Origin of the sequence: Chelativorans sp. YIM 93263 (assembly GCF_028767125.1) — a bacterium.
In the GTDB taxonomy this organism is placed as follows: Bacteria; Pseudomonadota; Alphaproteobacteria; order Rhizobiales; family Rhizobiaceae; genus Chelativorans.
The window spans coordinates 196,452-218,268 of record NZ_JAKCWP010000005.1 but is presented as its reverse complement, the minus strand read 5'-3'; the positions used below and the strand labels follow the sequence as shown (position 1 = coordinate 218,268).

The following is a 21,817-nucleotide window of genomic DNA, read 5'->3' as shown; positions in this document are numbered from 1 at the left end:
ACAAAGCGATGGCCTTGGGTTGGGAGAGCAGTATACCAAAATAGGAAGAGGCCGAATGGGTGGCGCACCGCGAGGATCTTCCGGACGTGCTTCGGCGCGCGGTCGATGTCATTCGCAAGGAGCGCCGGCATCCGTTTGAATGAAAATCGCTGTGTCGGACAGCCATTGAGACGAGCCAAAGCAGTCTCCACCCCACGTCCTAAACAGCCTCTGGAACTCGGGTGCCGAGTGGGTTAAACCGGCTGCGTCTCAATCAATCAAGTTTCCCCCGTGACATTTGAATACATAGAACTCGCCATCATCTTTGCCTGCCTTGCCGCGGGGGGAATCATAAAAGGCGCCACGGGGGCGGGTGCCCCCCTTCTCGCGGTTCCGGCGCTGGCCATGATCTTCAACGTGAAGTTCGCCGTGGTGGTGATGCTGATGCCGAACCTGTTGACCAATGTCTGGCAGGGCTGGCACTATCGTGATCACCGCCTTCCGGCCGCCTTCGTTTGGAGCTTTGCCGGGGCCGGCGCGGCTGGCGTACTCGTCGGTACGGTGATTCTGGCCTACTTCTCCCAGGAATTGCTTTCGATGATCGTAGCGGGGGCGGTGTTTGTTTATATCATACTACGCTTCGCCCGCCCGGATTGGAAAATCGCTTATACACTTGCACGCAAACTCTCATTGCCGGCCGGGCTTACGGCCGGCGTTCTGCAAGGCGCTTCGGGCATTTCCGCTCCGGTTTCGATCTCGTTCCTAAACGCCATGAAGCTGGAACGGCCGGTTTTCATTTCGACGATCTCCGTCTTTTTTGCTTCCATGACGGTGCTGCAAGGCGCAGCGCTGGGCTATCTCGGCATTTTCCACGTGCGGGATGCAATCATCAGCCTGGCGGCGGTGATCCCGATACTTGCCTTCATGCCCGCTGGAGCTGCACTCGCGCGGAGGATGTCGAAGGAAACATTCGACCGCGCAGTCCTAGTACTGCTCGGGATATTGGCTTTGAAACTCGTGTACGATGCGTTGATGGGGTAGCGAGGAAATTCATGCACCACAATACCGACGGTCAGGGTCTATGGGCTGCAACCGCGCCGGCGGCACCGGAGACATCGCCACTCTCCGGTGCGACATCGGCTGACGTCGTGATCGTCGGTGGCGGCTTTACCGGGCTGTCCGCCGCGCTGCATCTGGCTGAAGCCGGCATTAAACCTGTCGTTCTGGAAGCAGCAGGGATCGGCCACGGCGGATCGGGGCGTAATGTGGGCCTGGTGAATGCCGGTATGTGGGTGCTCCCAGACGATCTGCCGGGCACGCTCGGCGAGCTTCACGGAGAGCGGCTGCTGGCGGTTTTGGCAGATGCCCCGCGTCTGGTCTTCGATCTGATCGAAAAGCACCGGATCCGTTGCGAGCCGGAGCGCGCAGGAACGCTTCATTGCGCGGTTGGGCAAAAAGGGCTTAACCAGCTTCGCGAACGTACGCGCCAATGGCAGGCGCGGGGTGCGCCCGTCCGGTTGCTTGATGCGGCCCAAACCGCGGCCAAAACCGGGAGCGAGGCCTACGCCGGTGCGCTTCTCGACGAGCGCGCGGGTACCATCCAGCCGTTAGCTTATGCGCGCGGGCTCGCACAGGCGGCCATTTCGGCTGGCGCAACGATCTTTACGCAATCACCGGCCGTTGCGATTGAACGTGACGGAGCCCGGTGGCGGGTCAAAACGCCGGACGGCAGTGTTGCCGCGGATTGGGTGGTGGCCGCCACGAACGCCTACACAAGCGGTCTTTGGCCCGAGCTTCGGTCGGAGGTCGTCCACCTGCCGTTTTTCAACTTTGCGACCGAGCCGCTCGACGCGAAAACGCTCGAGCACATTCTGCCGGAGCGCCAGGGCGCTTGGGATACCAACAAGGTTCTCACAGCGTTCCGCCGCGACGGGCAGGGGCGTCTGCTTCTGGGCAGTGTCGGGGCGCTGCGCGGGTCGGGGCGTGCCGTTCACGCTTCATGGGCGCGCCACACGCTGCGCAAGCTGTTTCCGGCTTTGCGCGATATCGGATTCACGCACGCCTGGCATGGAATGATCGGCATGACGGACGATCACCTGCCGAAATTTCACAGGCTTGACGAGAGAATTATCGGATTCAGTGGCTATAATGGCCGGGGGATCGCGCCGGGAACCGTGTTCGGCCAGCTTCTGGCGCGGCATCTCATGGGCGAGTTGCCGGAAGAGGAAATGCCGCTACCCCTTACTCCGCCGCGCGCTCAGTCCTTTCCGGCGATGCGAGAAGCGGGCATAGAGTGGGGAGCGCAAGCGCTTCATCTGACGCGCTTGTCCTATTGATGGAAGCATTAAGTCTTTGATCAAAAAGTATTGACGATCGGTATACCGAACGTATTCTGTCACTCAGGCGAATTTGACGAACGGGCAGGGGGACCGAACGGATGAAGCGGGCAGCGGACACGAAGCGTGACAGCCAGACGCTCAAGGCGCTTCTCGGCGTTCGCGATCTCGTGTTGGGCGGCGACGTGCCGCCGGGTGAGCGATTGTCCGAAGCCAGCCTTGCCGACCGGCTCGGCATCTCGCGCACGCCGTTGCGGGCCGCGCTGGCGCGTCTGGAGCAAGAGGGCCTTCTGGAGCAGATACCCTCCGGCGGGTTTGCCGTTCGCAGCTTCACCATGGCCGATGTCTTCGATGCGATCGAGATACGCGGGGTGCTGGAAGGCACGGCGGCGCGGCTGGCGGCAGAGCGCGGTGTTGCGCCGGCCAGCCTGAAGGCGATCAAGCAGCTTGTAACCGAGTTGGACAAGTGCTTTCGCGACAGCCCCGAGGACATGTTGTTCGACCGCTATGTCGAGCTAAACGCTGAATTCCACGTGGCGCTTGCGGCGCTGCCAGGCAGCGACATGATGCGCCGGGAGGTGGAGCGCGCGACGCAGCTGCCATTCGCCTCGCCCAGCTCCTTCCTGGAAAAGCAGGAAGACGTGCTCGCTTTCCGTCTGTCGTTGAGCCATGCTCAGCGTCAGCATCGGGAGATCGTTTCGGCGATCGAGCTGCGCGAGGGGACGCGCGCGGAGGCGCTGGCCCGAGAGCATGCGCGCTTGGCACGGCACAATCTGGAGTTTGTTATGGACGAAGACCGCAGCCTGATCTCGCGTGTGCCGGGACTGGCGCTGGTTTCCGCGTAACTGAAAAGGGTGGACGGACCGATCCGCCGGACAAAGTGGAGGAAACGATGATTACCAGAAGAATGCTGATGGCCGCGTCGGCAGGGGTCGCCATGCTGGGACAGACGGCTCTGACGGCAAGCGCGCAGGAGGATACCGTCAAGATCGGCCTTATTCTCCCCATGACCGGCCCCTTCTCTTCGACAGGCCGCCAGGTGGAAGCCGGCGCGCGCACCTATATGGAAATGAACGGTGACACGGCCGCCGGCAAGACAGTCGAGCTTATCGTGCGTGACGATGCCGGCACGGCAGACCAGACCCGCCGTATCGCGCAGGAACTGGTGGTGAACGAGGGTGTCAACGTATTGGCAGGTTTCGGGCTTACGCCGCTGGCGCTTTCCGTCGGTCCGGTTCTCAACCAGGCGAATATCCCCGCTGTGATCATGGCCGCGGCGACGGCTTCGATTACCAAAGAGTCGGAGTATTATACGCGTACCAGTTTCACGCTTCCGCAGGCGTCCGTTCCGGTCGCCACATGGGCGAATGAAAACGACATCAACCGCGTGGTGACGCTGGTGACCGATTACGGTCCCGGTATCGATGCCGAAACATGGTTTACCAAGGAATTCACCGAGAATGGCGGTGAAATCGTCGAAGCGGTGCGGGTTCCGCTGGAGAACCCGGACTTCGCGCCGTACCTGCAGCGCGTGCGCGATTCTGAGCCGGACGCGGTTTTCGTGTTCCTGCCTTCCGGTGTCGGTTCGCTGTTCATGCGGCAGTTCACCGAGCGCGGTCTCAATGAAGCCGGCATTCGGCTGATCGCCACCGGCGACGTGACGGATGACGATCTTCTCAACGAGATGGGCGAGCCGGCGATCGGCACGATTACCGGACATCATTATTCCGCCGCTCACGAGAGCCCGGAAAACGAGGCCTTCGTCGAGTCGTTCGAGGAAGCCAACGACGGGATGCGCCCGAACTTCATGGCCATTGGCGGCTATGACGGCATGCATCTTATCTACGCCGCGCTGGAAGAAACGGAGGGTGAAGTGGATGGTGACGCGTTGATGGAAGCCATCAAGGGTCTTTCCTGGACCAGCCCGCGCGGCCCGGTCTCCATCGATCCGGAAACCCGTGACATCATCCAGAACATCTATATGCGCGAGGTGGAGGAGGTTGATGGAGAACTCTATAATGTAGAGTTCGAGACCTACGAGGCCGTCAAGGACCCGGCGAAGGCTGAGGATTCAGCAGAATAAGGGGCCATTTAGGCCCGTGTGGCGAGGACAGCCGTCCTCGCCACGTTTGTTCTTGAGTGCCGAGCCGTGCCATGCTGACCATTCTCTTCGACGGTATCGCCTACGGGATGCTTTTGTTCATCATCGCCGTGGGCTTGGCGATTACGCTTGGATTGATGAACTTCATCAATCTCGCACATGGCGCGTTCGCCATGGTGGGTGGTTACATCACCGTGGTTCTGATGAATCGCCACGGGGTATCCTTCTATTGGTGTCTGCTTATAGCCTTCCTTGCCGTCGGGGTGATCGGCGCAGTGCTGGAACGCACGCTCTACCGCCGGCTCTACTCGGCGCCGCATCTGGACCAGGTGCTGTTCTCGGTCGGCCTCGTCTTCATGTCGATTGCGGCGGCGCATTATTTCATGGGCGGGCAGCAGCAGCTTATTCAATTGCCACCGGAGCTGCGTGGCCGTATCGAGATTTTTGGTGTGGGTGTCGGTCGATACAGGATCTTCATTACGGTGTTCTGCGCGGTCCTCGTTGTCGCTCTCCAGCTCGCATTGACCAGAACGCGTTTTGGGAGCCAGCTGCGAGCCGCGGTCGATGACGGCCGGGTGGCGCGGGGGCTGGGCATCAATGTTTCAGTCGTCTTCGCGCTGACTTTTGCGCTCGGCTCGGGGCTGGCCGGGCTTGGCGGGGCCATGGGTGCGGAGGTCCTTGGATTGGATCCCAACTTTGCGCTCAAATACATCGTCTATTTTCTCATCGTCGTCACCGTGGGTGGCACATCATCGATTACGGGCCCATTCCTAGCAGCGCTGTTGCTCGGAATCGCCGACGTGGCAGGCAAGTACTATGTGCCCGAGATCGGCGCCTTCATCATCTATGGTGTCATGGTTCTGGTTCTGGTGTTTCGCCCGCATGGGCTGTTCGCGCGGGAAGCCAGCCGGTGAGCACGATGAGCGAAAACGCCGGTAAGGTTTCCGCACCCGTGACGGAGAGCGTGGCGGCTACGCAGCTTCGCCGGCTTAGCGCCTGGCGCGCGTTCGAGATCGTGCTTTGGGTTGCGGCTTTCGCCGCGATCTTTCTGCTACCGTCGCACATGCTTGTGTTGACGGAGATCGCGATTGTCGCGCTCTTCGCCATCTCTCTGGACCTCATCCTCGGCTATGCCGGGATCGTCTCGCTGGGGCATGGCGCTTTCTTCGGACTGGGCGCTTACGCGGCCGGGATATTTGCAAAGCACATTTACGCCGAGCCTGTCACGGGGCTCTTCGTTGCCGCAGCAGCAAGTGGTATTTTCGGCTTTGCGACCAGTTTCCTGGTGTTGCGCGGATCGGACCTTACCCGCCTTATGACGACCTTGGGGATAGCCCTGATGCTGGCTGAGGTCGCCAACCAGATGGCGTGGTTGACGGGTGGCGCCGATGGGTTGAGCGGCGTCATGGTGGGACCTATCCTGGGCCTGTTCGAGTTCGATCTGTGGGGCAAGACCGGCTACATCTATTGCCTCTTCGTCCTGTTCATTCTCACGTGCCTGGCCCGGCGGCTGGTTAATGCGCCCTTCGGGCTGTCGCTCAAGGCCATCAAGGGCAATCCCGTGCGCGCCGCTATGGTCGGCGTTCCCTCTCGGCGGAGAATTGTCGCGATCTACACGGTCGCCGCCGTTTACGCCGGCATTGCCGGTGCCCTGCTGACGCATACCACGAGTTTCGTGTCGATCGACGTGCTGGCTTTTCACCGCTCGGCGGATGTGTTGCTCGTCCTGGTGCTGGGCGGTGTGGGGTATCTTTACGGCGGTATCATCGGCGCGATCGTCTTCACACTGCTACGCGACTGGCTTTCGGTGATCACACCGCAGTACTGGATGTTCTGGATCGGCCTGGTGCTCGTCATTATCGTTGTGGTCGGGCGGGAAAATCTCGGGCGCTGGCACACTTTCCTCCCGAACTCGCTGCAGGAGCGGCTGGCACGTGTCGTCAACTGGCGGCTCGGCATGAAGCTGAGGGGTGAGCAGTGACCGCCGCACTTGAGACCCGGCATCTGGTGAAGCGTTTTGGCGGCTTTCTGGCGGCTGACGATGTTTCACTCTCGGTGGAGCAGGGGGCTCGCCACGCCCTGATCGGACCGAACGGTGCCGGCAAGACCACGCTGATCAACCTTTTCACCGGCGCCTTGAAACCCACCTCCGGGAGCGTCCTTCTGGACGGTGAGGACATTACTGGGCTGCCGGTTGAACAGAGGGTGAAACGCGGTCTGGCGCGCACGTTTCAAGTTAATCAGCTTTTCCGCGAATTCACGCCGCTGGAATCGGTGGTGCTTGCCGTAAACGAGCGTAAGGAACTGGGTGGTTCCGCCTGGCGCCCCCTGGTTGCACATGGAGAAGCAGTCGACGAAGCGGCTGCACTGCTTGAGCGTTTCAAGCTTTCGGACGTCATGGACGAGCGCACGTCCATGCTGCCCTACGGGCGTCAGAGATTGCTCGAGATTGCGCTCGCTTTCGCCAGCAAGCCGCGCGTGCTTTTGCTGGACGAGCCCGCTGCCGGCGTTCCGGAGGACGAGCGTCACGAGGTTCTCAACATCGTGCGCGACTTGCCGGAAGACGTTACGGTCATCCTTATCGAGCACGATATGGAACTCGTTTTCTCCTTCGCCGACCGGATCTCGGTCCTGGTGTCCGGCGCGTTGTTTACGGAAGGTACGGTGACCAAGGTTTCTGCCGACCCGCGCGTCAAGGCTATTTATCTGGGGGAGGACGCCTGATGGCGGCAGAACTCCTCAGCATTGAAAATCTCGTCGCCGGGTATGGCGAGGCACAGGTGCTTTCCAACATCAGCCTGACTTTGGGCGAGGGGCAGTCGTTCGCACTTCTTGGCCGCAATGGAACGGGGAAGACCACGCTCGTGGATACCATTGCCGGGGTGACGACATATCATGCCGGCAGCATTCGTTTCGCGGGCAAGGACATAACCCGCGTTCGGCCCGAACGGCGCGCGGCGGCGGGTATCGGTTGGGTACCGCAGGAACGCAACGTCTTTCGCTCGCTCACGGTGGAGGAAAATCTTACGGCAATCCGCCGGCACGGCCCCTGGACGATTGAGCGCGCCTACGCCATGTTCCCGCGGCTGAAGGAGCGGCGGAGCAATCTCGGCAGCAATCTTTCCGGCGGCGAACAGCAGATGCTGGCAATTGCGCGGGCCTTGATGATCAACCCGAAGCTTCTGCTTCTCGATGAGCCGCTTGAGGGTCTGGCGCCCGTCATCGTCGACGAATTGCTAAGCGTCTTGCACAAGATCGTCACGGATGAGGGGACGTCCGCCATCATTATCGAGCAGAAGGCGCGTAAAGTCCTTCCGCTCACCGACCGGGCCGTAATCCTGGATCGCGGTGCAATTGTTTGGGAAGGGGACAGTCCTTCTCTGCTGGCGGATACGACCATCTTGGATCAGCATCTTGGCGTTGCCGGAGACGAAAATGTACATACGAGCACAGGTGTTTGACACTTGTTGCTCTGCGTCAGGCAAGTACCCCGCACAAGAGCCAGACACCCGCTGTTATGAAGGCCCTGCCGTGCGTGAGAGCACTCTTCAACATCCAAGTCAGTAGAAGCCGTGGCAAGTCCGAGAGCTCCATGCGTCGAACGGATCACGCCGGATTCCGCCATGCTTCTGATGAAGGCCAGCCGGCATGGCAGTGATGCCTCATCGGATGTTGTGCGGTTTGCTGGCAATGGACTCGCCGTCGGCGCTCCTTTGCTCAACCGCATGTCCTCGCATGGTAGGAAGCAGTACCGTCAGCAGCCCGAGTAGGGGCAGAAACGAGCAAGTGACGTAGACGAACTCAATGCCCCTGGCGTCAGCGATCACGCCCAAAACCGCCGCGGCGATCCCGGCCATTCCAAACGCAAGTCCGAAGAAAATACCGGCGACCATGCCGACGCGACCGGGCACCAGCTCCTGAGCATATACGACGATGGCCGGGAAAGCGGAGGCCATAACCATGCCGATGACGCCCGAGAGCACTATTGTCCAGGTAAAGTCCGCGTAGGGTAGAGCGAGGGTGAAGGGCAGCACACCGAGGATGGAAAACCAGATGACGGTCTTTGTCCCGACCCGATCTCCGAGTGGTCCGCCTGCCAGAGTTCCGAAGGCTGCCCCACCGAGGAAGACGAAAAGCAGGATCTGGGACGTCTGCACCGATACGCCGAACTTGTGGATCACATAGAATGTGTAGTAGCTGGTTATGCTCGCCATGTAGATGTGCTTCGAGAAGGTGAGCGTTGCGAGCACCGCAAGCGCTACAGCGACTGTGCGCCGCGGCAGGGCTGAGACGGTGGGGGTGCTTACGCGATGGCCGTTTGCCGCACGATACCGGCTGTACCAGCCGCTCACCCGTATTAGAACGATCATCCCGATCAGTGCCGCAAATGAGAACCAGGCAACGCTGCTCTGTCCCCGCGGTACCACAATGAAAGCTGCCAGGAGCGGCCCCAGGGCGGTGCCGACATTACCTCCGACCTGAAAGAGCGATTGGGCGAGCCCGTAGCGGCCCCCCGAAGCCAACCGTGCAACGCGCGAGGATTCGGGGTGAAATACGGCAGATCCGAAGCCGATCAATGTAGCGCCGAGGACGAGAAATGCATATTGGGTCGCAAAGGCCAGCAGGACCAGACCTGCCAGCGTCGAGCCCATGCCGACGGGCAGTGAGTACGGCATCGCGCGCTTGTCCGTGTACATGCCGATCAGCGGCTGCAGCAGCGATGCTGTGACCTGGAACGCCATGGTCAACAGGCCAATCTGCCAGAAGTCCAGGCGATACTCTTCCTTCAGCATGGGATAGAGCGCAGCCAGCAGGGACTGCATCACGTCATTGATCAGGTGAGAAAAGCTTATCGCCAGAATCACGGCGTAGACGGTAATCTCGCCCGAAAACTTCCGATCCGTTGCAGCAGCGCCAGTCAATTCCGCCTCATTTGTCTTGCTTGTCGATGCAACCTTTTACGCCTGTTGCTCGCGATCTTCTTTCGTGGTTTGGTCTAAAAGTTTCTCGAGTGGGCCACAGATGTGCGAGACGGCGACGATCATCACCAGAAGCGTCTGACTCAGCTGGAAGAGCAGGAGGGCACTGTGCTGGCCCTCTCGCAAGATTATCCGGATGGCCACGCCATTCCCCCGCATCGGCACAGCCGCTCGCAGTTGCTTTACGCATTGTCCGGTGTCGTGATGATCAGTACTGACAGGGGCCGCTGGATGGTTCCGCCCGAGCACGCGATTTGGCTACCCGCTGCCACCGATCATGCGGTGGAGATGATGGGAGACGTTCGAATGGGCTCCGTCTATGTTCAGCCCCGCGCGTTGGATTCCCTGCCGCAGGATCAGCGCGTGTTCTCTATGACGGATCTGGGGCGAAGCCTCATAGTGGAAGCTGTTGGCCTGCCGGCACCCCCGCAGCGGACCAGGCGTGCGGAGCTGGTATTCGAGCTTCTCATCCACGAAATCTCCAACCTGCCGGAGCGGCCGCTTGCGCTGCCTTTTCCCGCGGACGAGAAACTCGCGCGTCTGTGCCGCCAGTTCGTCAGCCGGCCTTCCGCGCGCACAACGATAGACGAATGGGCTCGGGCGGCGGGCATGAGCCGCCGAACCTTCACGCGGGCTTTTCAGCGGGAGACGGGCCTGGGCCTTTCCACATGGCGGCAGCAGGCCTGTCTGTTTGCGGCGCTGCCACGCCTGGCGGAAGGAGAACCGGTGACGAGCGTGGCGCTGGAGCTCGGCTACGAAAGCGTCGCGGCGTTCGCGACCATGTTCAAACGCATGACAGGCAACTCGCCGCGGCGATGGCTCGGACCCGTTCGATAGTTGCGTTTTACCGCCGCGCCCGCCCCCCTCTGACCTGCCGGACAGAGGGGAGCAAGAGACGTCGAGTATTAAAAAGGCCGGATCGCAGCTGCAGAATTAGTGCAACTTCCTCGTATTACACTTCGCCCCAGATCGCTTCGGCTGTTTTCACCACGAGCTCGAGCTTCCGTTTCTGGTCATCTTCGGTGATGTCATTGCCTTCTTCGGTGGAGGCAAAGCCGCATTGCGGCGCGATCCCGAGTTGATCCAGATCGGCATATTTGCCGGCGAGGTCAAATTTGCGCTTCAGGTCGTCCAAGGGCTCAAGTGCGGGAACCTTGGTGGTAATGAAACCCGGCAGCACGCGCTTCTTGCCCTTCGGCAGGAGGCGGAGCGGTTCCAACCCTCCGGCGCGGTTGGTGTCGTACTCCATGAAGTAGATATCGACGCCCGTTTTGTTGAACACGGCGTCCGCCGCCGGATCGTAGGCACCCTCGGCTACCCACGTGGATTTGAAGTTGCCGCGGCACATATGCATGCCAATCAGCATGTCCTCCGGCCGGTCCTTGATCGCATCGTGCATCATCTTTGCATACTGGTCGATCAGCCAGTCGGGATCTTCGCCGGCCGCCTTCTTCTGCTCGCGGATTTTCGGATCACAGAGATAGGCGAAGAAGATGTCGTCCATCTGCAGATAGCGGCAACCCGCCTCGTAAAACTTCTCGACCGCCTTGGCGTAGGTTCGGCTGATGGCGGCGAAGAGCGCTTCCGGATCCTTATATTCCTTCGGGTGAATGTCTTCCTTTGCAACGCGGAAATGGCAGGCACTCGGGCCGGGAATCGATATTTTCGGCGTGACCTTGGTCACCGATGCGACATACTTGAAGTGGTCCAGCATCGGGTGGTTGTCCGGGAAATCGAGCTTTTCCTTGATCGTGGGAAAAACCGGACGCACGTTCGCGCCCTGGAACTGCAGGCCCGTTTGTCCCTCGCGCTCCTCCAGTTCGAGGCCGGTAAGGCCACCCATAAAGTCGAAGTGCCAGAACGAGCGGCGCAGTTCACCATCGGTAACGACGTTGAGCCCGATATTCTGCTGCATCTTTACGATATCGGTGACGGCGGCGTCCTCAACGTTCCTGAGTTCCTCAGCCGAGATCGATTTGTCCTCGTAGAACTTCTTGCGCGCTTCCTTGACCGCAACGGGACGCAGAAGGGAGCCGACATGGTCGGCGCGGTAGGGTGGTGTGTTGGTCATGGTTTCCTCGATAGATTTTCGAACCGTGGAGCCTACGGAAGACGGCCCTGTTTAAAACTTTTGCTGACGCCTGCAAAGCGCGCGATGCGCTCTGTTCACCCGCAAAAGGAACATTCGGTCCCGCCGCACCGTTCCCTTCCGGCAATCGTGGAGTGTAGCAGCGGCTGCCATCCCTTCGGTTATTTCCGGGACGTTTGGAATGGACGCAAACGTTGGAGGGTTTGGTCGGCCACGAGATAGACGGAATGACATGGATACTAATCTTCAGTCGGATGACATTGCCAAGCGCATTGCCGAGCTAGGCCCCTGGTTTCAGAATATGAGAATTGGTGGTGTGCAAACCGCCCCGGATCACTTCCTGGGTGATTATCCCGCCTGTAAGTGGGAGCATTTCTCAAGTGTCGTCCCCGACGATCTCGAGGGGCGCTCGGTCCTCGATATCGGCTGCAATGCCGGCTTTTATGCCATAGAGATGAAGCGGCGGAACGCCGGCCGTGTGGTCGGGATCGATACGGATCCTCACTATCTCCGCCAGGCGTCGTTCGCGGCAGAGCAGGCCGGCACTCCGTTGGAGCTGCACCAGATGTCGGTGTACGATGTGGGTCAGCTTGGCGAGGCGTTCGATCTCGTCCTCTTTATGGGCGTGCTTTATCATCTTCGCCATCCCCTGCTGGCGTTGGACCTGATCTATGAGCACGCCGCCCGCGACCAGCTTTTGTTTCAGTGCCTTCAGCGTGGATCCGACCAACCGGCGGACGTGGCGCACGAGCATCCGTTTTCGGAAACCGAGATTTTCGACGACCCTGATTTTCCCAAGCTGCATTTTATCGAACACAGCTATTCCAGGGACCCGACGAACTGGTTCTTCCCGAACAGGGGTGCAGTCGAGGCCATGCTGCGCAGCAGCGGTTTCGAAATCGAGGCGCATCCGGAACTGGAAGTTTATCTTTGCCGGAAGGGCGAACGGCCGGCGTTTTCGGATCCTCCGCCATTGATAGCCGGGCCTGAGCGTCGATAGCTTTTCCCAGCGCCTCACGGCGAACAATTTGCCACTGTGACGGTTGTGAGGGCTCTTGCGAACAAGATTAGCAGGGACACCGTCCAGGCAATGCGGATAGAGCTTCTGCAACAAGCCGACAGCCTGGAAGAAGCATGGTGGGACCTCTGGCGACGGGACCCATGTGCCACGCCTTTCCAAAGTCCGGCCTGGCTTCTTCCCTGGCGGCGGCATTACGATGATGGAGAGAGCGTCGTTCTCGCGTTCTGGCACGGGGAGCGGCTCGTCGGGCTCCTTCCCTTCTATCGTCTGGATGGCCGCCTGCTTCTTTGGGGGGCTGGTCCTTCCGACCGGCTCGATGGCTTGTTCGATCCGGCTCTGGATCGAAAAGCGGTTCAATGGGCCGTGAATGGGCTTGGCGAACCGCTCGATCTCTTTCAGCTTCCGGCAGACTCCCCGCTTCGGCAGGCTTCTGCACCGGATGGATGGCAGGAGCGGTCCGGTTATTCGGAAAACTGCGCCGTTCTTCCTTTGCCGGCGCGGCCAAGTGCCAAGATGAACCAGAATGTCCGCTACTACCGGAGGCGCGCAATCCGTGCCGGGGTGAGCGAACCGGAGCAGGCTGGTGCCGAGATGGTGGGCCAGCTTGCCGAGTTGCACACTCGCCGCTGGAACGACCGCGGAGAGAGCGGAGTCTTCGCGGATGAGCGCTTCCGTTCCTGGCAGCAGAGTGCCGCCATTTCTCTGGAGCGCGTAGGAATCTTGCGCCTTTTTGTGTCGCGAATGGCCGGTCGTCCCATCGCAGCTCTTTTTGTCATGGCCGCCAAGCGCAAGGCCTATTATTATATTGGCGGTTTCGATCCGGAGTACGCAAAGCTGGGGCTCGGGACGGTGCTTGTCAGCCACGCGATCGAAGACTGCGAACGCGCTGGTCTAGAGAGCTTCGATTTCCTGCGTGGGCACGAGTCTTACAAATACCGCTGGGGTGCTGTCGACGAGTCGACATTCGCCCGCAAACTAGCTCCTTCCATGCAAAGGGTTGCGTGATGGCCGGGATCGGGATTCGGTGGACAATCGGGGATCTCTCGTCTCGCGGCTTCGAGCCCGCTATATCCCCTGGTCCCACTACGGGCGCCCCGCGAGCGAACGCACCGCTGAGTATCGGGCTACACTCAGGCCATTCCTTCATCGGCGGGTCGGGCTCGACTGCGTGAAAGCGGCATCATGCATGGACCGGAACTCGGCAGAATAGAGGCGACGATCCGGGCAAAGATTCGGCCATGCCAAAAGGAGGACCTTCCCGCGCTGGAGTGGATGGGCCTTTATAGACCTGACCGCCATATCATTCGTGAGACGTTCGAGATGCAGCAACGCGGCGAAGCGCTCATGCTTCTCGCTGTTTCGGCCGATTTCCCCATCGCACAGGTATGGATCGATTTTGCTCGGAAGCGTGCCGAGCAAGTGGCGGTGTTGTGGGCAATCCGAACGTTCTTTCCTCTCCAAGGGGCTGGTATCGGGCGGCAGATGATGCATGCGGCGGAGCGCGTTGCCCGGCACCGCGGCTTCCACAGTGCCCAGCTCAAGGTGGACGCGGATAATGACCGAGCGTCCTCCTTTTACCGGAATCGCGGTTGGCGACCGATCGGCTGGGATGAACACGGTCGCCGCGTCATGACCAAGGAACTCAACGGTTTGTAGCTCATTATCTACTCCGCCCCGAGTCGCCCGTTCCATCGGTGAACAGCAACTCTGGAACAAAATCAGCCAGCTAGGGTTTGAACGAGAGCTGGAAGTCCGGCTGTCAGGGACATTGGCCGGCAAATGGCGACAACTGCGCTTCCGCAAAGCGGAGACGAAATATGCATAATGATACTGTTCGTGTAGGTATTGTCGGAGTTGGCAATTGCGCGTCCTCCTTCGTCCAGGGGCTGAACTACTATCGCGGTGTTAAGTCCAACAACCCGATCCCAGGCATTATGAACGCCGAGATCGGTGGGTACGCGATTGACGACGTCACCATAAGCTCGGCTTTCGATGTGAACGCATCCAAGGTCGGGCGCGATGTCGCCGAGGCGGTCTTTGCTCCTCCAAACAACACTTTCCGCTTCGCAGAGGTGGAACCAACGGGCGTACCCGTTCAACGAGGGCCGACTCTTGACGGAATCGGCAGCTATCTGCGCGAAGAGATCGAGGAATCCGAAGAGCCGGTGGTCGATGTCGCGGATGTGCTTGACCGGACGGAGACGGATGTTCTCGTCTCGTATTTGCCGGTCGGTTCGGAAAAGGCCGCGTTGTGGTATGCCGGCGAGGCGCTGAAGGCCGGATGCGCATTCGTCAATTGCATGCCGGTGTTCATTGCGTCACGCCCCGAGTGGCGCAAGAAATTCGAGGACCGCAACCTTCCGATCATCGGCGACGATATCAAGAGCCAACTCGGCGCTACGATCGTTCACAGGGTTCTGACGAACCTATTCCGCGAGCGCGGCATCAGGCTGGATCGCACCTATCAGCTGAATTTCGGCGGCAACACCGATTTCGAGAATATGCTGGAGCGCGAGAGGCTGGAATCGAAAAAGGTCTCCAAGACCCAGGCCGTCACAAGCCAGCTCGGCGTTCCCATGGAGGCCGGCAATATTCACGTCGGGCCGAGCGACTATGTGCCATGGCTGACCGATCGCAAGTGGGCCTATATCCGTATGGAAGGAACCACGTTCGGCGGTGTTCCGGTCAATGCCGAATTGAAGCTCGAGGTCTGGGACTCACCCAATAGCGCCGGCGTTGTCATCGACGCGGTCCGGTGCGCCAAGCTGGCGATGGATCGCGGCGAGGGCGGAGCGCTGGTCGGTCCGTCCAGTTACTTCATGAAGTCCCCTCCCGAGCAGTTTACGGATTCGGAAGCACGGCAGCGGGTGCTTCAGTTCATTTCCGGCGACGACGAGATCGCGGTTGGCCTGCAGTGAGTACTGTGATCCACCTTCTGCGGCATGGCTCGCATGGTGATTTCGGCAGTATCCTGACCGGACGTAACCCCGGCGCGCCGCTTACGCCGGCGGGCCAGGAGGAGGCGCGGGCCGTTGGGCGGCATCTGGCCGATGCGAATCTCGATGCGCTTTACACCAGTCCGCAGCTCCGCGCTTATCAGACAGCCCAAATCATCTCGGCAGAAACGGGCACAGAAAGCACGATCGCCGATGAGCTCGACGAGATCGATTTCGGGCGCTGGTGCGGGAGGACGTTTGACGATCTTGCATCGGATCCGTTGTGGCGAGAATGGAACGAGCAGCGGGATTTCGCGGCGACGCCGGCGGGGGAGACGATGCGTGATGTCGCGGCGCGCCTTGTCGGATTCATCGAACGGATCCGTCGGGAATTTCACGGCGGGAGCATCGCCTTGGTCTCCCATGCCGACGTCATCAAGGCCGGCATATGCCATTATCTCGGGGCATCGTTTCAGGAAGTTCACACGATTGAAATCCGCCCCGCATCCCTGACCACGATCGCGGTCGGCGCGCAAGGCGGCAAGCTGCTTTCTTCCAACCAGGTCTTTTCTTCAGAGCAAGTCCCGGTCAAGACGGGAGTATCGGCATGAAGCTCGTCATTTTCGGCCTGACGATCAGTTCCTCATGGGGAAACGGCCATGCCACCCTCTGGCGCGGACTCGTGCGTGCGCTGGCGCGGCGCGGATGGCGTGTCGTGTTCTTCGAGCGCGACCTACCTTACTATGCGGGTGCTCGTGATCTTCAGGAGATCGAGGACGGTGAGCTTGTCCTCTATAGCGACTGGAACGATGTTCTTTCCGCAGCCAGCAACCACTTGGCCGACGCGGATGTGGCCCTTGTCTCCTCCTATTGCCCCGATGGCATTCCGGCCGCCGAGTTGGTTCTTTCCACCGGGCACGCCACCCGTGTTTTTTACGATCTCGATACGCCGGTGACGCTGTCGCGCATCGAGCGCGGAGAAAAGACCAGCTATATCGGTTCACGCGGATTGCGGGATTTCGATCTGGTGTTCAGCTATACGGGCGGGCAGGCGCTTCAGGCCCTTCGTGAAAGGCTCGGCGCAAAATGCGTCGCACCCCTTTACGGCCATGTGGATCCAGCGGTCCACCGGCCGACGGCCCCCAAACCTCAGTACGAGTGCGATCTTTCCTATATCGGAACCTATGCCGAAGACCGGCAGGGCAGTGTTACCGAGTTCCTGGTTGAGCCTGCGCGCCAGCGGCCAAACCAGCGCTTCGTGATAGCCGGCGCTCAGTATCCGCCGGATTTTCCGTGGCGGGACAATATCTATTTCGTCAGGCATTTGCCGCCTTCTGAACATCCGGCCTTCTATTCCTCCTCCCGTTTGACACTCAACGTCACCCGCCGTGCCATGGCGGAGATGGGGTGGTGCCCGTCGGGCCGATTGTTCGAGGCGGCCGCATGCGGCATTCCCATTCTTTCGGATTGGTGGGAAGGGCTGGATGCATTCTTCGAGCCGGACCGCCAGATCCTGTTGGCGGGATCCTCGGAAGACGCCACCGCGGCATTGGATCGCGACGATGCTGAATTGGCCCGCATCGGAGAGGCGGCCCGAGAGCGTGTGCTTTCCGCCCACACCTCCGATCACCGCGCGGCTGAGTTCGAAACTCTGCTGAGCGAACTTCACACACATGCTGTCGGTCCGGCAGCAATGCGCGCGTAGAGGAGGTTGGCATGTGGGGCATTATACCGGCAGCCGGTTCTGGAAGCCGAATCCAGCCGCTGGCTTTCTCCAAGGAGCTTCTGCCCGTGGGCAGCCGCTTGAGCGACGGGGCAGAGCGGCCTTGCGCGGTCAGCGAATATCTTTGCGAACGCATGGTCGATGGCGGCGCAAACAAGCTCTGCTTCGTGATCGCACCGGGCAAGTCCGATATCATGGAGTATTACGGGGCAGAATACGCGGGCGCGCCGATCGCCTATGTGGTTCAGCCTGAACCCAGGGGGCTTTGCGACGCGATCTTTCGCGTGGCTTCTCTGATAACCCCGGATGAGCACGTGCTCGTCGGCTTGCCGGACACGATCTGGATGCCGGCGGATGGCTACAGTTCCCTGCCCGACGATACGCTTTCCTTCCTGCTTTTCCCGGTTGAGAGGCCATCAGCCTTTGATGCCGTCGTGACGGATGAGGCCGGTCATGTCCAAGAGATACAGGTGAAGCAGGAGTTCCCGTCGACAAATTGGGTTTGGGGCGGGTTCAAAATGCCGGGCAGAATACTGCACGCGCTCCAGGCGCTTTGGATCGAGCGGGGCCGCACCGATGAATACATGGGCACTCTGGTCAACGCGTATCTGGCGAGAGGCGGCAGCGCGGTCGGGGTCAAGGCAGGTCTCGCCTATGTCGATGTCGGAACGCTCGAAGGGTATCGATCCGCAAACGAGCTGCTGCGTGAGGCAGCAAACGAGAATGCCCGCATCGCGGGTGTGCATGTCACGGCTGGCGCGCCAGCGGGGCGGCGGCCACTCGCCCCGCGCCGTGAGATTTCCGTTTCTTTAAAGTAAGTCGAACGAGGGACCTGATCCATGATCGAAGCCGCAATGATCTGGAACGAGCCGAACAATAAGTCTCACTGGGATCCGGAAATCGATCCGGACTGGACGGTGTTCGCCGATATGGCCATCGGAGCTGCCGATGCTATCGGCAGCGTCAATTCGGATGTCACCCGCGTGCTAGGCGGTATCTCGCCCATCGACCCGCTGTTCATTCAGAACATGCAGAGTAAATCGGTGCTGGACCATGTGGACGCCATCGCCGTTCACGGATTCCCCCTGGACTGGAACCTGTGGCAGATCGATGAATGGCCGAATAAGCTCGCGGAGATCCAGGCGCTGACGGATTTGCCGGTCTGGGTGAGTGAGGTGGGTGTCTCCACGTTCGGCGCGGAAGAAGTGCAGCTATGGGGGCTGGAGCGTACGGCTGAGCTGCTCACCGGCCGCGCACCGCGCATCCAGTGGTACAGCCTCTTCGATCTGCCCCAGGAATGGGGAGCGACGACCCGCCACAAAGAAGCCGAGGGCTCTTCCTATTATCGGCATTTCTATATGGGGCTCATCCGCGAGGATGGAACGCCCAAACCCTCGTTTGAAAAATTCGGCGAGTACACGCCCGAACTCGGGTTGTGCCAGTGGTTTCATTTCGAGGATCCGCGGCTGGACGACGCGGTGCGCTGGATGAAGCGGCTTGGGGTGACGCATTTGCGCACCGGCCTTTCCTGGGCGGACAGCTTCCGGCCCAATGCGCTCGATTGGTTCGACCGGCAAATGGAAACGCTTTCCGACTTCGATGTGACGCTGACATTTTGCTTCACGCCGGAGCACCGCGGAATTGTCCCGCACCATACCAGCGCGCCGCAGGACCCGACGGAATTCGCAGATTTCTGCGCAGCCATGACGGAACGCTATGCTGGACGAAGCGCGCGCCGGATACAGGGTGCAGCGTGAGCGATGTTGGGGCTAGCCAAACCTGCCGCATCCTCTTCGGCGGAATGGCTGGTCGAACGGTTGGGGGCGCCTGAGAGGCCGACAATCGACTGTCGGGACGTTTTGATCGTCGTCGCCCACCCCGACGATGAAACCATCGCGCTCGGTGGCCAACTGGAGCGGATGGAGGGCGTGCGCCTGCTCCATGTGACGGACGGTGCGCCGATGAATATGGGCGAAGCGCTCGCCTGCGGGTTCGCCTGCCGCGAGGATTATGCCGACGCGCGGCGGAAGGAACTGGCGGCGGCCATGGCGTTCGCCGGCGTCGATCCGGGTGCGCTGTTGTCCTTGAGCGTTCCCGACCAGGCGGTGGCGCACCACATGGCCGAAGTGGTGTTGCAGGTGGCGGAGCTCTTCCGAGAGGAACGTATTCGCCTCGTCCTGACCCATGCTTACGAAGGTGGCCATCCGGATCATGATGCGACGGCACTGGTGGTGCACGCCGCCTGTCACTCGCTCACGCGGAACGGTTTCAGAGCGCCCGAAATCGTCGAGTTCCCGCTTTATCATGCCGAGAATGGCTGCATGGTCGTTCAGCAGTTCGCTCCCGGAAGCGAGCGAGAAAGCGCTCGAACCGTTTCCCTCGACGGAGCTATAGCCGAGGCGAAGCAGCGCCTAATGACAGCATATCTTACGCAGCGGCGTATGCTCTCTGCCTTCGGGCAGCAGGTCGAGCGGTTTCAGCCGGCCGCACAATACGATTTCGGTGAACTCCCCAACCGCGGCGGCCTCTTCTACAGGAATTTCGATTGGGGGCTTCGCCCAGAGGAGTGGCCTCAGCTGGTGTCGAACGCCTGCCGCGATCTGGACCTTCCGCTATGGCTTTGACGGTTCTGAGTGTCGCCTATCCGTTCGCGGCGGTTGGACGCGATGCCGTGGGCGGCGCCGAGCAGGTACTCTCAGCGCTCGATCAGATCCTGGTGCGGCACGGCCACCGCTCGCTCGTCATCGCGTGTGAGGGCTCCAGCGTTGCCGGTGAATTGATCCCGCTTCGCGTTCAAGACGGGCCGATCGATGATCCGCTCCGCGACGTCGTTTGGGCGGAAATGCGTGAGTTGATTGCCTCGGTGCTGGCGAAGCACCGCGTGGATCTGGTGCATTTGCACGGCATCGATTTCCCGGCCTACGTACCCGAAGATGCGCCGACACTCGCCACACTGCATCTTCCCCTCGACTGGTATCCGGAGTGGATATATCGGGGTTATCCCAATCTATGGCTGCATTGCGTTTCCGAAGCGCAGCATCACACCGCGCCTGAAGGGGCCGCTCTGCTCCCTCCGATCGAAAACGGGGTGCCGCGGGAGCTTTTCGAAACCAACGAGGGCAAAAGCGATCATGCCATCGCGTTAAGCCGAATTTGCCCTGAAAAGGGCATACATCTTGCACTGCAGGCATGTCGCCGGATCGACCAGCCGCTCGTTATTGGCGGCCAGGTTTTCCCATATGAGGCCCATCAGCGCTATTTCCGGGAGGAGGTCGCTCCGCTGCTCGACGAGCGCCGCCGCTTTCTCGGCCCGCTCGGATTCGACCAGAAGCGCCAGCTCCTGGCCTCGGCCCGATGTGTGCTGATCCCCAGCCTCGTCGCCGAGACCTGTTCATTGACGGCGATAGAGGCGCTTGCCTGCGGTACGCCCGTCGTTGCCTTCCCCAACGGAGCCTTGCCCGAAGTGGTCGAGCATGGCCGCACGGGCTTTATCGTGAACGACGTGCATGAAATGGCGGATGCCATTTCAGCATGTTCGGACATCGATCCGGAGGTCTGCCGTTCTGCGGCCGCGGACCGCTTCTCGCCGGATCGGATGGAGCAGAATTATCTCGAACTCTATCACAGGATCGCCGATGCCCGCGCAGCGCCGGCAAAAATGACCGCTATTCCATACTGAACCCGGTTTCGGCACACTGCTCTATGAGCGCGGCACGCTGCTCTGCATCAAGTTCCACCAGCGGCGGCATGACGCGTTCCCATGCGGGCTCGTTGCGCGAATGCGCTGTGATCGCTTTCAGCGCCTGGATCAAAGGATAGCTTTGGACGAGGCTGCGGAACTCATTCAGCTTTTCCTGGCGGGCTGCAGCGTCCTCGTCCCGCCAATTGCGGTAAAGGGCGGCGATCGGCCCCGGATTGATATTGCAGGTGGCGGAAATCACGCCCGCGCCGCCGAGCTTTAGAGCGTCCAGCAGGCGCAGCTCGTTTCCGCAGAAGACACCCCAGCCGGGAAAGCGCTCGAGCATGGCGCGGGTGTTTTCCCAATCGCCGGAGCTGTCCTTGATGCCGGCGACGATATCCGGATAAGCATTTATCAAACGATCAATCAGGTCGAGGCTGAAGCCCACCTGTGACACGGGTGGGATGTGGTAAAGATAAACGCGCAGGCGATCATCGCCCACACCCTCGATCACCTCGCTAAAATAGCGAAACAGGCCCTCGTCGCTCACGCCCTTGTAGTAGAATGGCGGCAGCATGAGCACGCCCCCGCAGCCCAACTCGACCGCCCGGCGGCTGAGTTTTACCGTATCGTGAAGCGCGCATTGACCCGTGCCCGGCATCATCCGTTCCGCGGGAAGGCCGCTTTCCACGAGGTGATCAAGCAACTCCATCTTGTCACCGAGGGCCAGCGAGTTGCCCTCGCTGTTCGTACCGAATACGGCCAGACCGCAGTCGCGTTCGATCAGCCAGCGGCAATGCTCGACAAGACGGTCGGCGTCCGGCCGGTAGTCCGCAGTCAGTGGCGTGATCACGGGGGCCAACGCCCCTTTCATCGGTTCGGGCATGCAATTCTCCACTTCGCGCAGATATCTGGTCATCTGGTGGCCAGAGACGAAACTTTCCGCCGGTATTTCACGACATTGCGCCGGCGGC

Annotated in this window: 22 protein-coding genes; 19 read left to right on the top strand and 3 right to left on the bottom strand. The window is 60.6% G+C overall.

Annotated elements, in window-relative coordinates:
• The first annotated feature begins 270 nt into the window (after nucleotides 1-270).
• The 8 genes from LY631_RS12470 to LY631_RS12435 all read left to right on the top strand — a co-directional run bounded on the left by LY631_RS12470 (nucleotide 271) and on the right by LY631_RS12435 (nucleotide 7,877).
• Nucleotides 271-1,020 (top strand): sulfite exporter TauE/SafE family protein, encoded by a 750-nt coding sequence (locus LY631_RS12470; RefSeq protein ID WP_274425742.1) that lies wholly within the window; start codon nucleotides 271-273, stop codon nucleotides 1,018-1,020.
• A gap of 11 nt (nucleotides 1,021-1,031) precedes the next feature.
• On the top strand, nucleotides 1,032-2,315 hold the full coding sequence (locus LY631_RS12465) for an NAD(P)/FAD-dependent oxidoreductase (RefSeq protein ID WP_274425741.1): 1,284 nt from the start codon (nucleotides 1,032-1,034) through the stop codon (nucleotides 2,313-2,315).
• A 101-nt stretch (nucleotides 2,316-2,416) separates the two neighbouring features.
• Complete coding sequence (locus tag LY631_RS12460) at nucleotides 2,417-3,160, top strand: GntR family transcriptional regulator (protein WP_274425739.1); 744 nt, start codon at nucleotides 2,417-2,419, stop codon at nucleotides 3,158-3,160.
• A 47-nt stretch (nucleotides 3,161-3,207) separates the two neighbouring features.
• Complete coding sequence (locus LY631_RS12455) at nucleotides 3,208-4,398, top strand: ABC transporter substrate-binding protein (protein WP_274425737.1); 1,191 nt, start codon at nucleotides 3,208-3,210, stop codon at nucleotides 4,396-4,398.
• Between the two features lie 71 nt (nucleotides 4,399-4,469).
• On the top strand, nucleotides 4,470-5,330 hold the full coding sequence (locus tag LY631_RS12450; RefSeq protein WP_274425736.1) for a branched-chain amino acid ABC transporter permease: 861 nt from the start codon (nucleotides 4,470-4,472) through the stop codon (nucleotides 5,328-5,330).
• Nucleotides 5,331-5,335: 5 nt separating this feature from the next.
• Nucleotides 5,336-6,397: a branched-chain amino acid ABC transporter permease gene (locus tag LY631_RS12445; RefSeq protein WP_274425893.1), complete on the top strand. Its 1,062-nt coding sequence runs from the start codon at nucleotides 5,336-5,338 to the stop codon at nucleotides 6,395-6,397.
• Nucleotides 6,394-7,140 carry an ABC transporter ATP-binding protein gene (locus LY631_RS12440; protein ID WP_274425735.1) on the top strand — a complete coding sequence of 249 codons (747 nt, stop codon included), beginning with the start codon at nucleotides 6,394-6,396 and terminating at the stop codon, nucleotides 7,138-7,140. Before LY631_RS12445 ends, LY631_RS12440 begins: the two co-directional genes overlap by 4 nt.
• Nucleotides 7,140-7,877: an ABC transporter ATP-binding protein gene (locus LY631_RS12435; protein WP_274425733.1), complete on the top strand. Its 738-nt coding sequence runs from the start codon at nucleotides 7,140-7,142 to the stop codon at nucleotides 7,875-7,877. The genes LY631_RS12440 and LY631_RS12435 overlap by 1 nt, the downstream gene beginning before the upstream one ends.
• A 201-nt stretch (nucleotides 7,878-8,078) precedes the next feature.
• Here the strand turns inward: LY631_RS12435 and LY631_RS12430 are convergent, their stop codons facing one another.
• Nucleotides 8,079-9,338, bottom strand: a complete 1,260-nt coding sequence (locus tag LY631_RS12430) for an MFS transporter (RefSeq protein ID WP_274425732.1) — start codon at nucleotides 9,336-9,338, stop codon at nucleotides 8,079-8,081.
• 102 nt (nucleotides 9,339-9,440) lie between these two features.
• Between LY631_RS12430 and LY631_RS12425 the strand changes: the two genes are divergently transcribed.
• Nucleotides 9,441-10,232: an AraC family transcriptional regulator gene (locus tag LY631_RS12425; RefSeq protein ID WP_274425731.1), complete on the top strand. Its 792-nt coding sequence runs from the start codon at nucleotides 9,441-9,443 to the stop codon at nucleotides 10,230-10,232.
• 115 nt (nucleotides 10,233-10,347) lie between these two features.
• On the opposite strand, the gene LY631_RS12420 is transcribed toward LY631_RS12425, so the two are convergent.
• On the bottom strand, nucleotides 10,348-11,466 hold the full coding sequence (locus tag LY631_RS12420; RefSeq protein WP_274425730.1) for a 5-methyltetrahydropteroyltriglutamate--homocysteine S-methyltransferase: 1,119 nt from the start codon (nucleotides 11,464-11,466) through the stop codon (nucleotides 10,348-10,350).
• A 250-nt stretch (nucleotides 11,467-11,716) separates the two neighbouring features.
• Between LY631_RS12420 and LY631_RS12415 the strand changes: the two genes are divergently transcribed.
• The 10 genes from LY631_RS12415 to LY631_RS12370 all read left to right on the top strand — a co-directional run bounded on the left by LY631_RS12415 (nucleotide 11,717) and on the right by LY631_RS12370 (nucleotide 20,843).
• The gene (locus tag LY631_RS12415; protein WP_274425728.1) at nucleotides 11,717-12,484 is read left to right on the top strand and encodes a TIGR04290 family methyltransferase; all 768 of its coding nucleotides are present in this window, start codon (nucleotides 11,717-11,719) and stop codon (nucleotides 12,482-12,484) included.
• A 90-nt stretch (nucleotides 12,485-12,574) separates the two neighbouring features.
• Nucleotides 12,575-13,510 carry a GNAT family N-acetyltransferase gene (locus LY631_RS12410; RefSeq protein WP_274425727.1) on the top strand — a complete coding sequence of 312 codons (936 nt, stop codon included), beginning with the start codon at nucleotides 12,575-12,577 and terminating at the stop codon, nucleotides 13,508-13,510.
• A gap of 177 nt (nucleotides 13,511-13,687) precedes the next feature.
• Nucleotides 13,688-14,161, top strand: a complete 474-nt coding sequence (locus LY631_RS12405; protein ID WP_274425726.1) for a GNAT family N-acetyltransferase — start codon at nucleotides 13,688-13,690, stop codon at nucleotides 14,159-14,161.
• Nucleotides 14,162-14,322: 161 nt separating this feature from the next.
• Nucleotides 14,323-15,423 carry an inositol-3-phosphate synthase gene (locus tag LY631_RS12400; protein WP_274425724.1) on the top strand — a complete coding sequence of 367 codons (1,101 nt, stop codon included), beginning with the start codon at nucleotides 14,323-14,325 and terminating at the stop codon, nucleotides 15,421-15,423.
• A complete protein-coding gene (locus tag LY631_RS12395; RefSeq protein WP_274425723.1) occupies nucleotides 15,420-16,052 on the top strand; it encodes a histidine phosphatase family protein in 633 nt (210 codons plus the stop codon). The genes LY631_RS12400 and LY631_RS12395 overlap by 4 nt, the downstream gene beginning before the upstream one ends.
• On the top strand, nucleotides 16,049-17,146 hold the full coding sequence (locus LY631_RS12390) for a CgeB family protein (RefSeq protein WP_274425722.1): 1,098 nt from the start codon (nucleotides 16,049-16,051) through the stop codon (nucleotides 17,144-17,146). Before LY631_RS12395 ends, LY631_RS12390 begins: the two co-directional genes overlap by 4 nt.
• An 11-nt stretch (nucleotides 17,147-17,157) precedes the next feature.
• Nucleotides 17,158-17,982, top strand: coding sequence for a nucleotidyltransferase family protein (locus tag LY631_RS12385; RefSeq protein ID WP_274425720.1), 825 nt, complete (start codon nucleotides 17,158-17,160; stop codon nucleotides 17,980-17,982).
• Nucleotides 17,983-18,003: 21 nt separating this feature from the next.
• Nucleotides 18,004-18,921, top strand: a complete 918-nt coding sequence (locus tag LY631_RS12380) for a beta-xylosidase (protein WP_274425719.1) — start codon at nucleotides 18,004-18,006, stop codon at nucleotides 18,919-18,921.
• Between the two features lie 3 nt (nucleotides 18,922-18,924).
• Nucleotides 18,925-19,788: a PIG-L deacetylase family protein gene (locus LY631_RS12375; RefSeq protein WP_274425717.1), complete on the top strand. Its 864-nt coding sequence runs from the start codon at nucleotides 18,925-18,927 to the stop codon at nucleotides 19,786-19,788.
• Complete coding sequence (locus LY631_RS12370) at nucleotides 19,779-20,843, top strand: glycosyltransferase family 4 protein (RefSeq protein ID WP_274425716.1); 1,065 nt, start codon at nucleotides 19,779-19,781, stop codon at nucleotides 20,841-20,843. The genes LY631_RS12375 and LY631_RS12370 overlap by 10 nt, the downstream gene beginning before the upstream one ends.
• Here LY631_RS12370 and LY631_RS12365 read toward each other — a convergent pair.
• Nucleotides 20,830-21,729, bottom strand: a complete 900-nt coding sequence (locus tag LY631_RS12365) for a dihydrodipicolinate synthase family protein (protein ID WP_274425714.1) — start codon at nucleotides 21,727-21,729, stop codon at nucleotides 20,830-20,832. The two genes, LY631_RS12370 and LY631_RS12365, sit on opposite strands and share 14 nt — an antisense overlap.
• Between the last annotated feature and the right edge of the window lie 88 nt (nucleotides 21,730-21,817).

Excerpts from the sequence above, each read along its gene's own strand:
- LY631_RS12465 (WP_274425741.1), top strand. The coding sequence starts at position 1,032 with ATGCACCACAATACCGACGGTCAGGGTCTATGGGCTGCAACCGCGCCG.
- LY631_RS12460 (WP_274425739.1), top strand. The coding sequence starts at position 2,417 with ATGAAGCGGGCAGCGGACACGAAGCGTGACAGCCAGACGCTCAAGGCG.
- LY631_RS12455 (WP_274425737.1), top strand. The coding sequence starts at position 3,208 with ATGATTACCAGAAGAATGCTGATGGCCGCGTCGGCAGGGGTCGCCATG.
- LY631_RS12450 (WP_274425736.1), top strand. The coding sequence starts at position 4,470 with ATGCTGACCATTCTCTTCGACGGTATCGCCTACGGGATGCTTTTGTTC.
- LY631_RS12445 (WP_274425893.1), top strand. The coding sequence starts at position 5,336 with ATGAGCGAAAACGCCGGTAAGGTTTCCGCACCCGTGACGGAGAGCGTG.
- LY631_RS12435 (WP_274425733.1), top strand. The coding sequence starts at position 7,140 with ATGGCGGCAGAACTCCTCAGCATTGAAAATCTCGTCGCCGGGTATGGC.
- LY631_RS12420 (WP_274425730.1), bottom strand. The coding sequence starts at position 11,466 with ATGACCAACACACCACCCTACCGCGCCGACCATGTCGGCTCCCTTCTG.
- LY631_RS12415 (WP_274425728.1), top strand. The coding sequence starts at position 11,717 with ATGGATACTAATCTTCAGTCGGATGACATTGCCAAGCGCATTGCCGAG.
- LY631_RS12410 (WP_274425727.1), top strand. The coding sequence starts at position 12,575 with ATGCGGATAGAGCTTCTGCAACAAGCCGACAGCCTGGAAGAAGCATGG.
- LY631_RS12405 (WP_274425726.1), top strand. The coding sequence starts at position 13,688 with ATGCATGGACCGGAACTCGGCAGAATAGAGGCGACGATCCGGGCAAAG.
- LY631_RS12400 (WP_274425724.1), top strand. The coding sequence starts at position 14,323 with ATGCATAATGATACTGTTCGTGTAGGTATTGTCGGAGTTGGCAATTGC.
- LY631_RS12390 (WP_274425722.1), top strand. The coding sequence starts at position 16,049 with ATGAAGCTCGTCATTTTCGGCCTGACGATCAGTTCCTCATGGGGAAAC.
- LY631_RS12385 (WP_274425720.1), top strand. The coding sequence starts at position 17,158 with ATGTGGGGCATTATACCGGCAGCCGGTTCTGGAAGCCGAATCCAGCCG.
- LY631_RS12380 (WP_274425719.1), top strand. The coding sequence starts at position 18,004 with ATGATCGAAGCCGCAATGATCTGGAACGAGCCGAACAATAAGTCTCAC.
- LY631_RS12375 (WP_274425717.1), top strand. The coding sequence starts at position 18,925 with ATGTTGGGGCTAGCCAAACCTGCCGCATCCTCTTCGGCGGAATGGCTG.
- LY631_RS12370 (WP_274425716.1), top strand. The coding sequence starts at position 19,779 with ATGGCTTTGACGGTTCTGAGTGTCGCCTATCCGTTCGCGGCGGTTGGA.
- LY631_RS12365 (WP_274425714.1), bottom strand. The coding sequence starts at position 21,729 with ATGCCCGAACCGATGAAAGGGGCGTTGGCCCCCGTGATCACGCCACTG.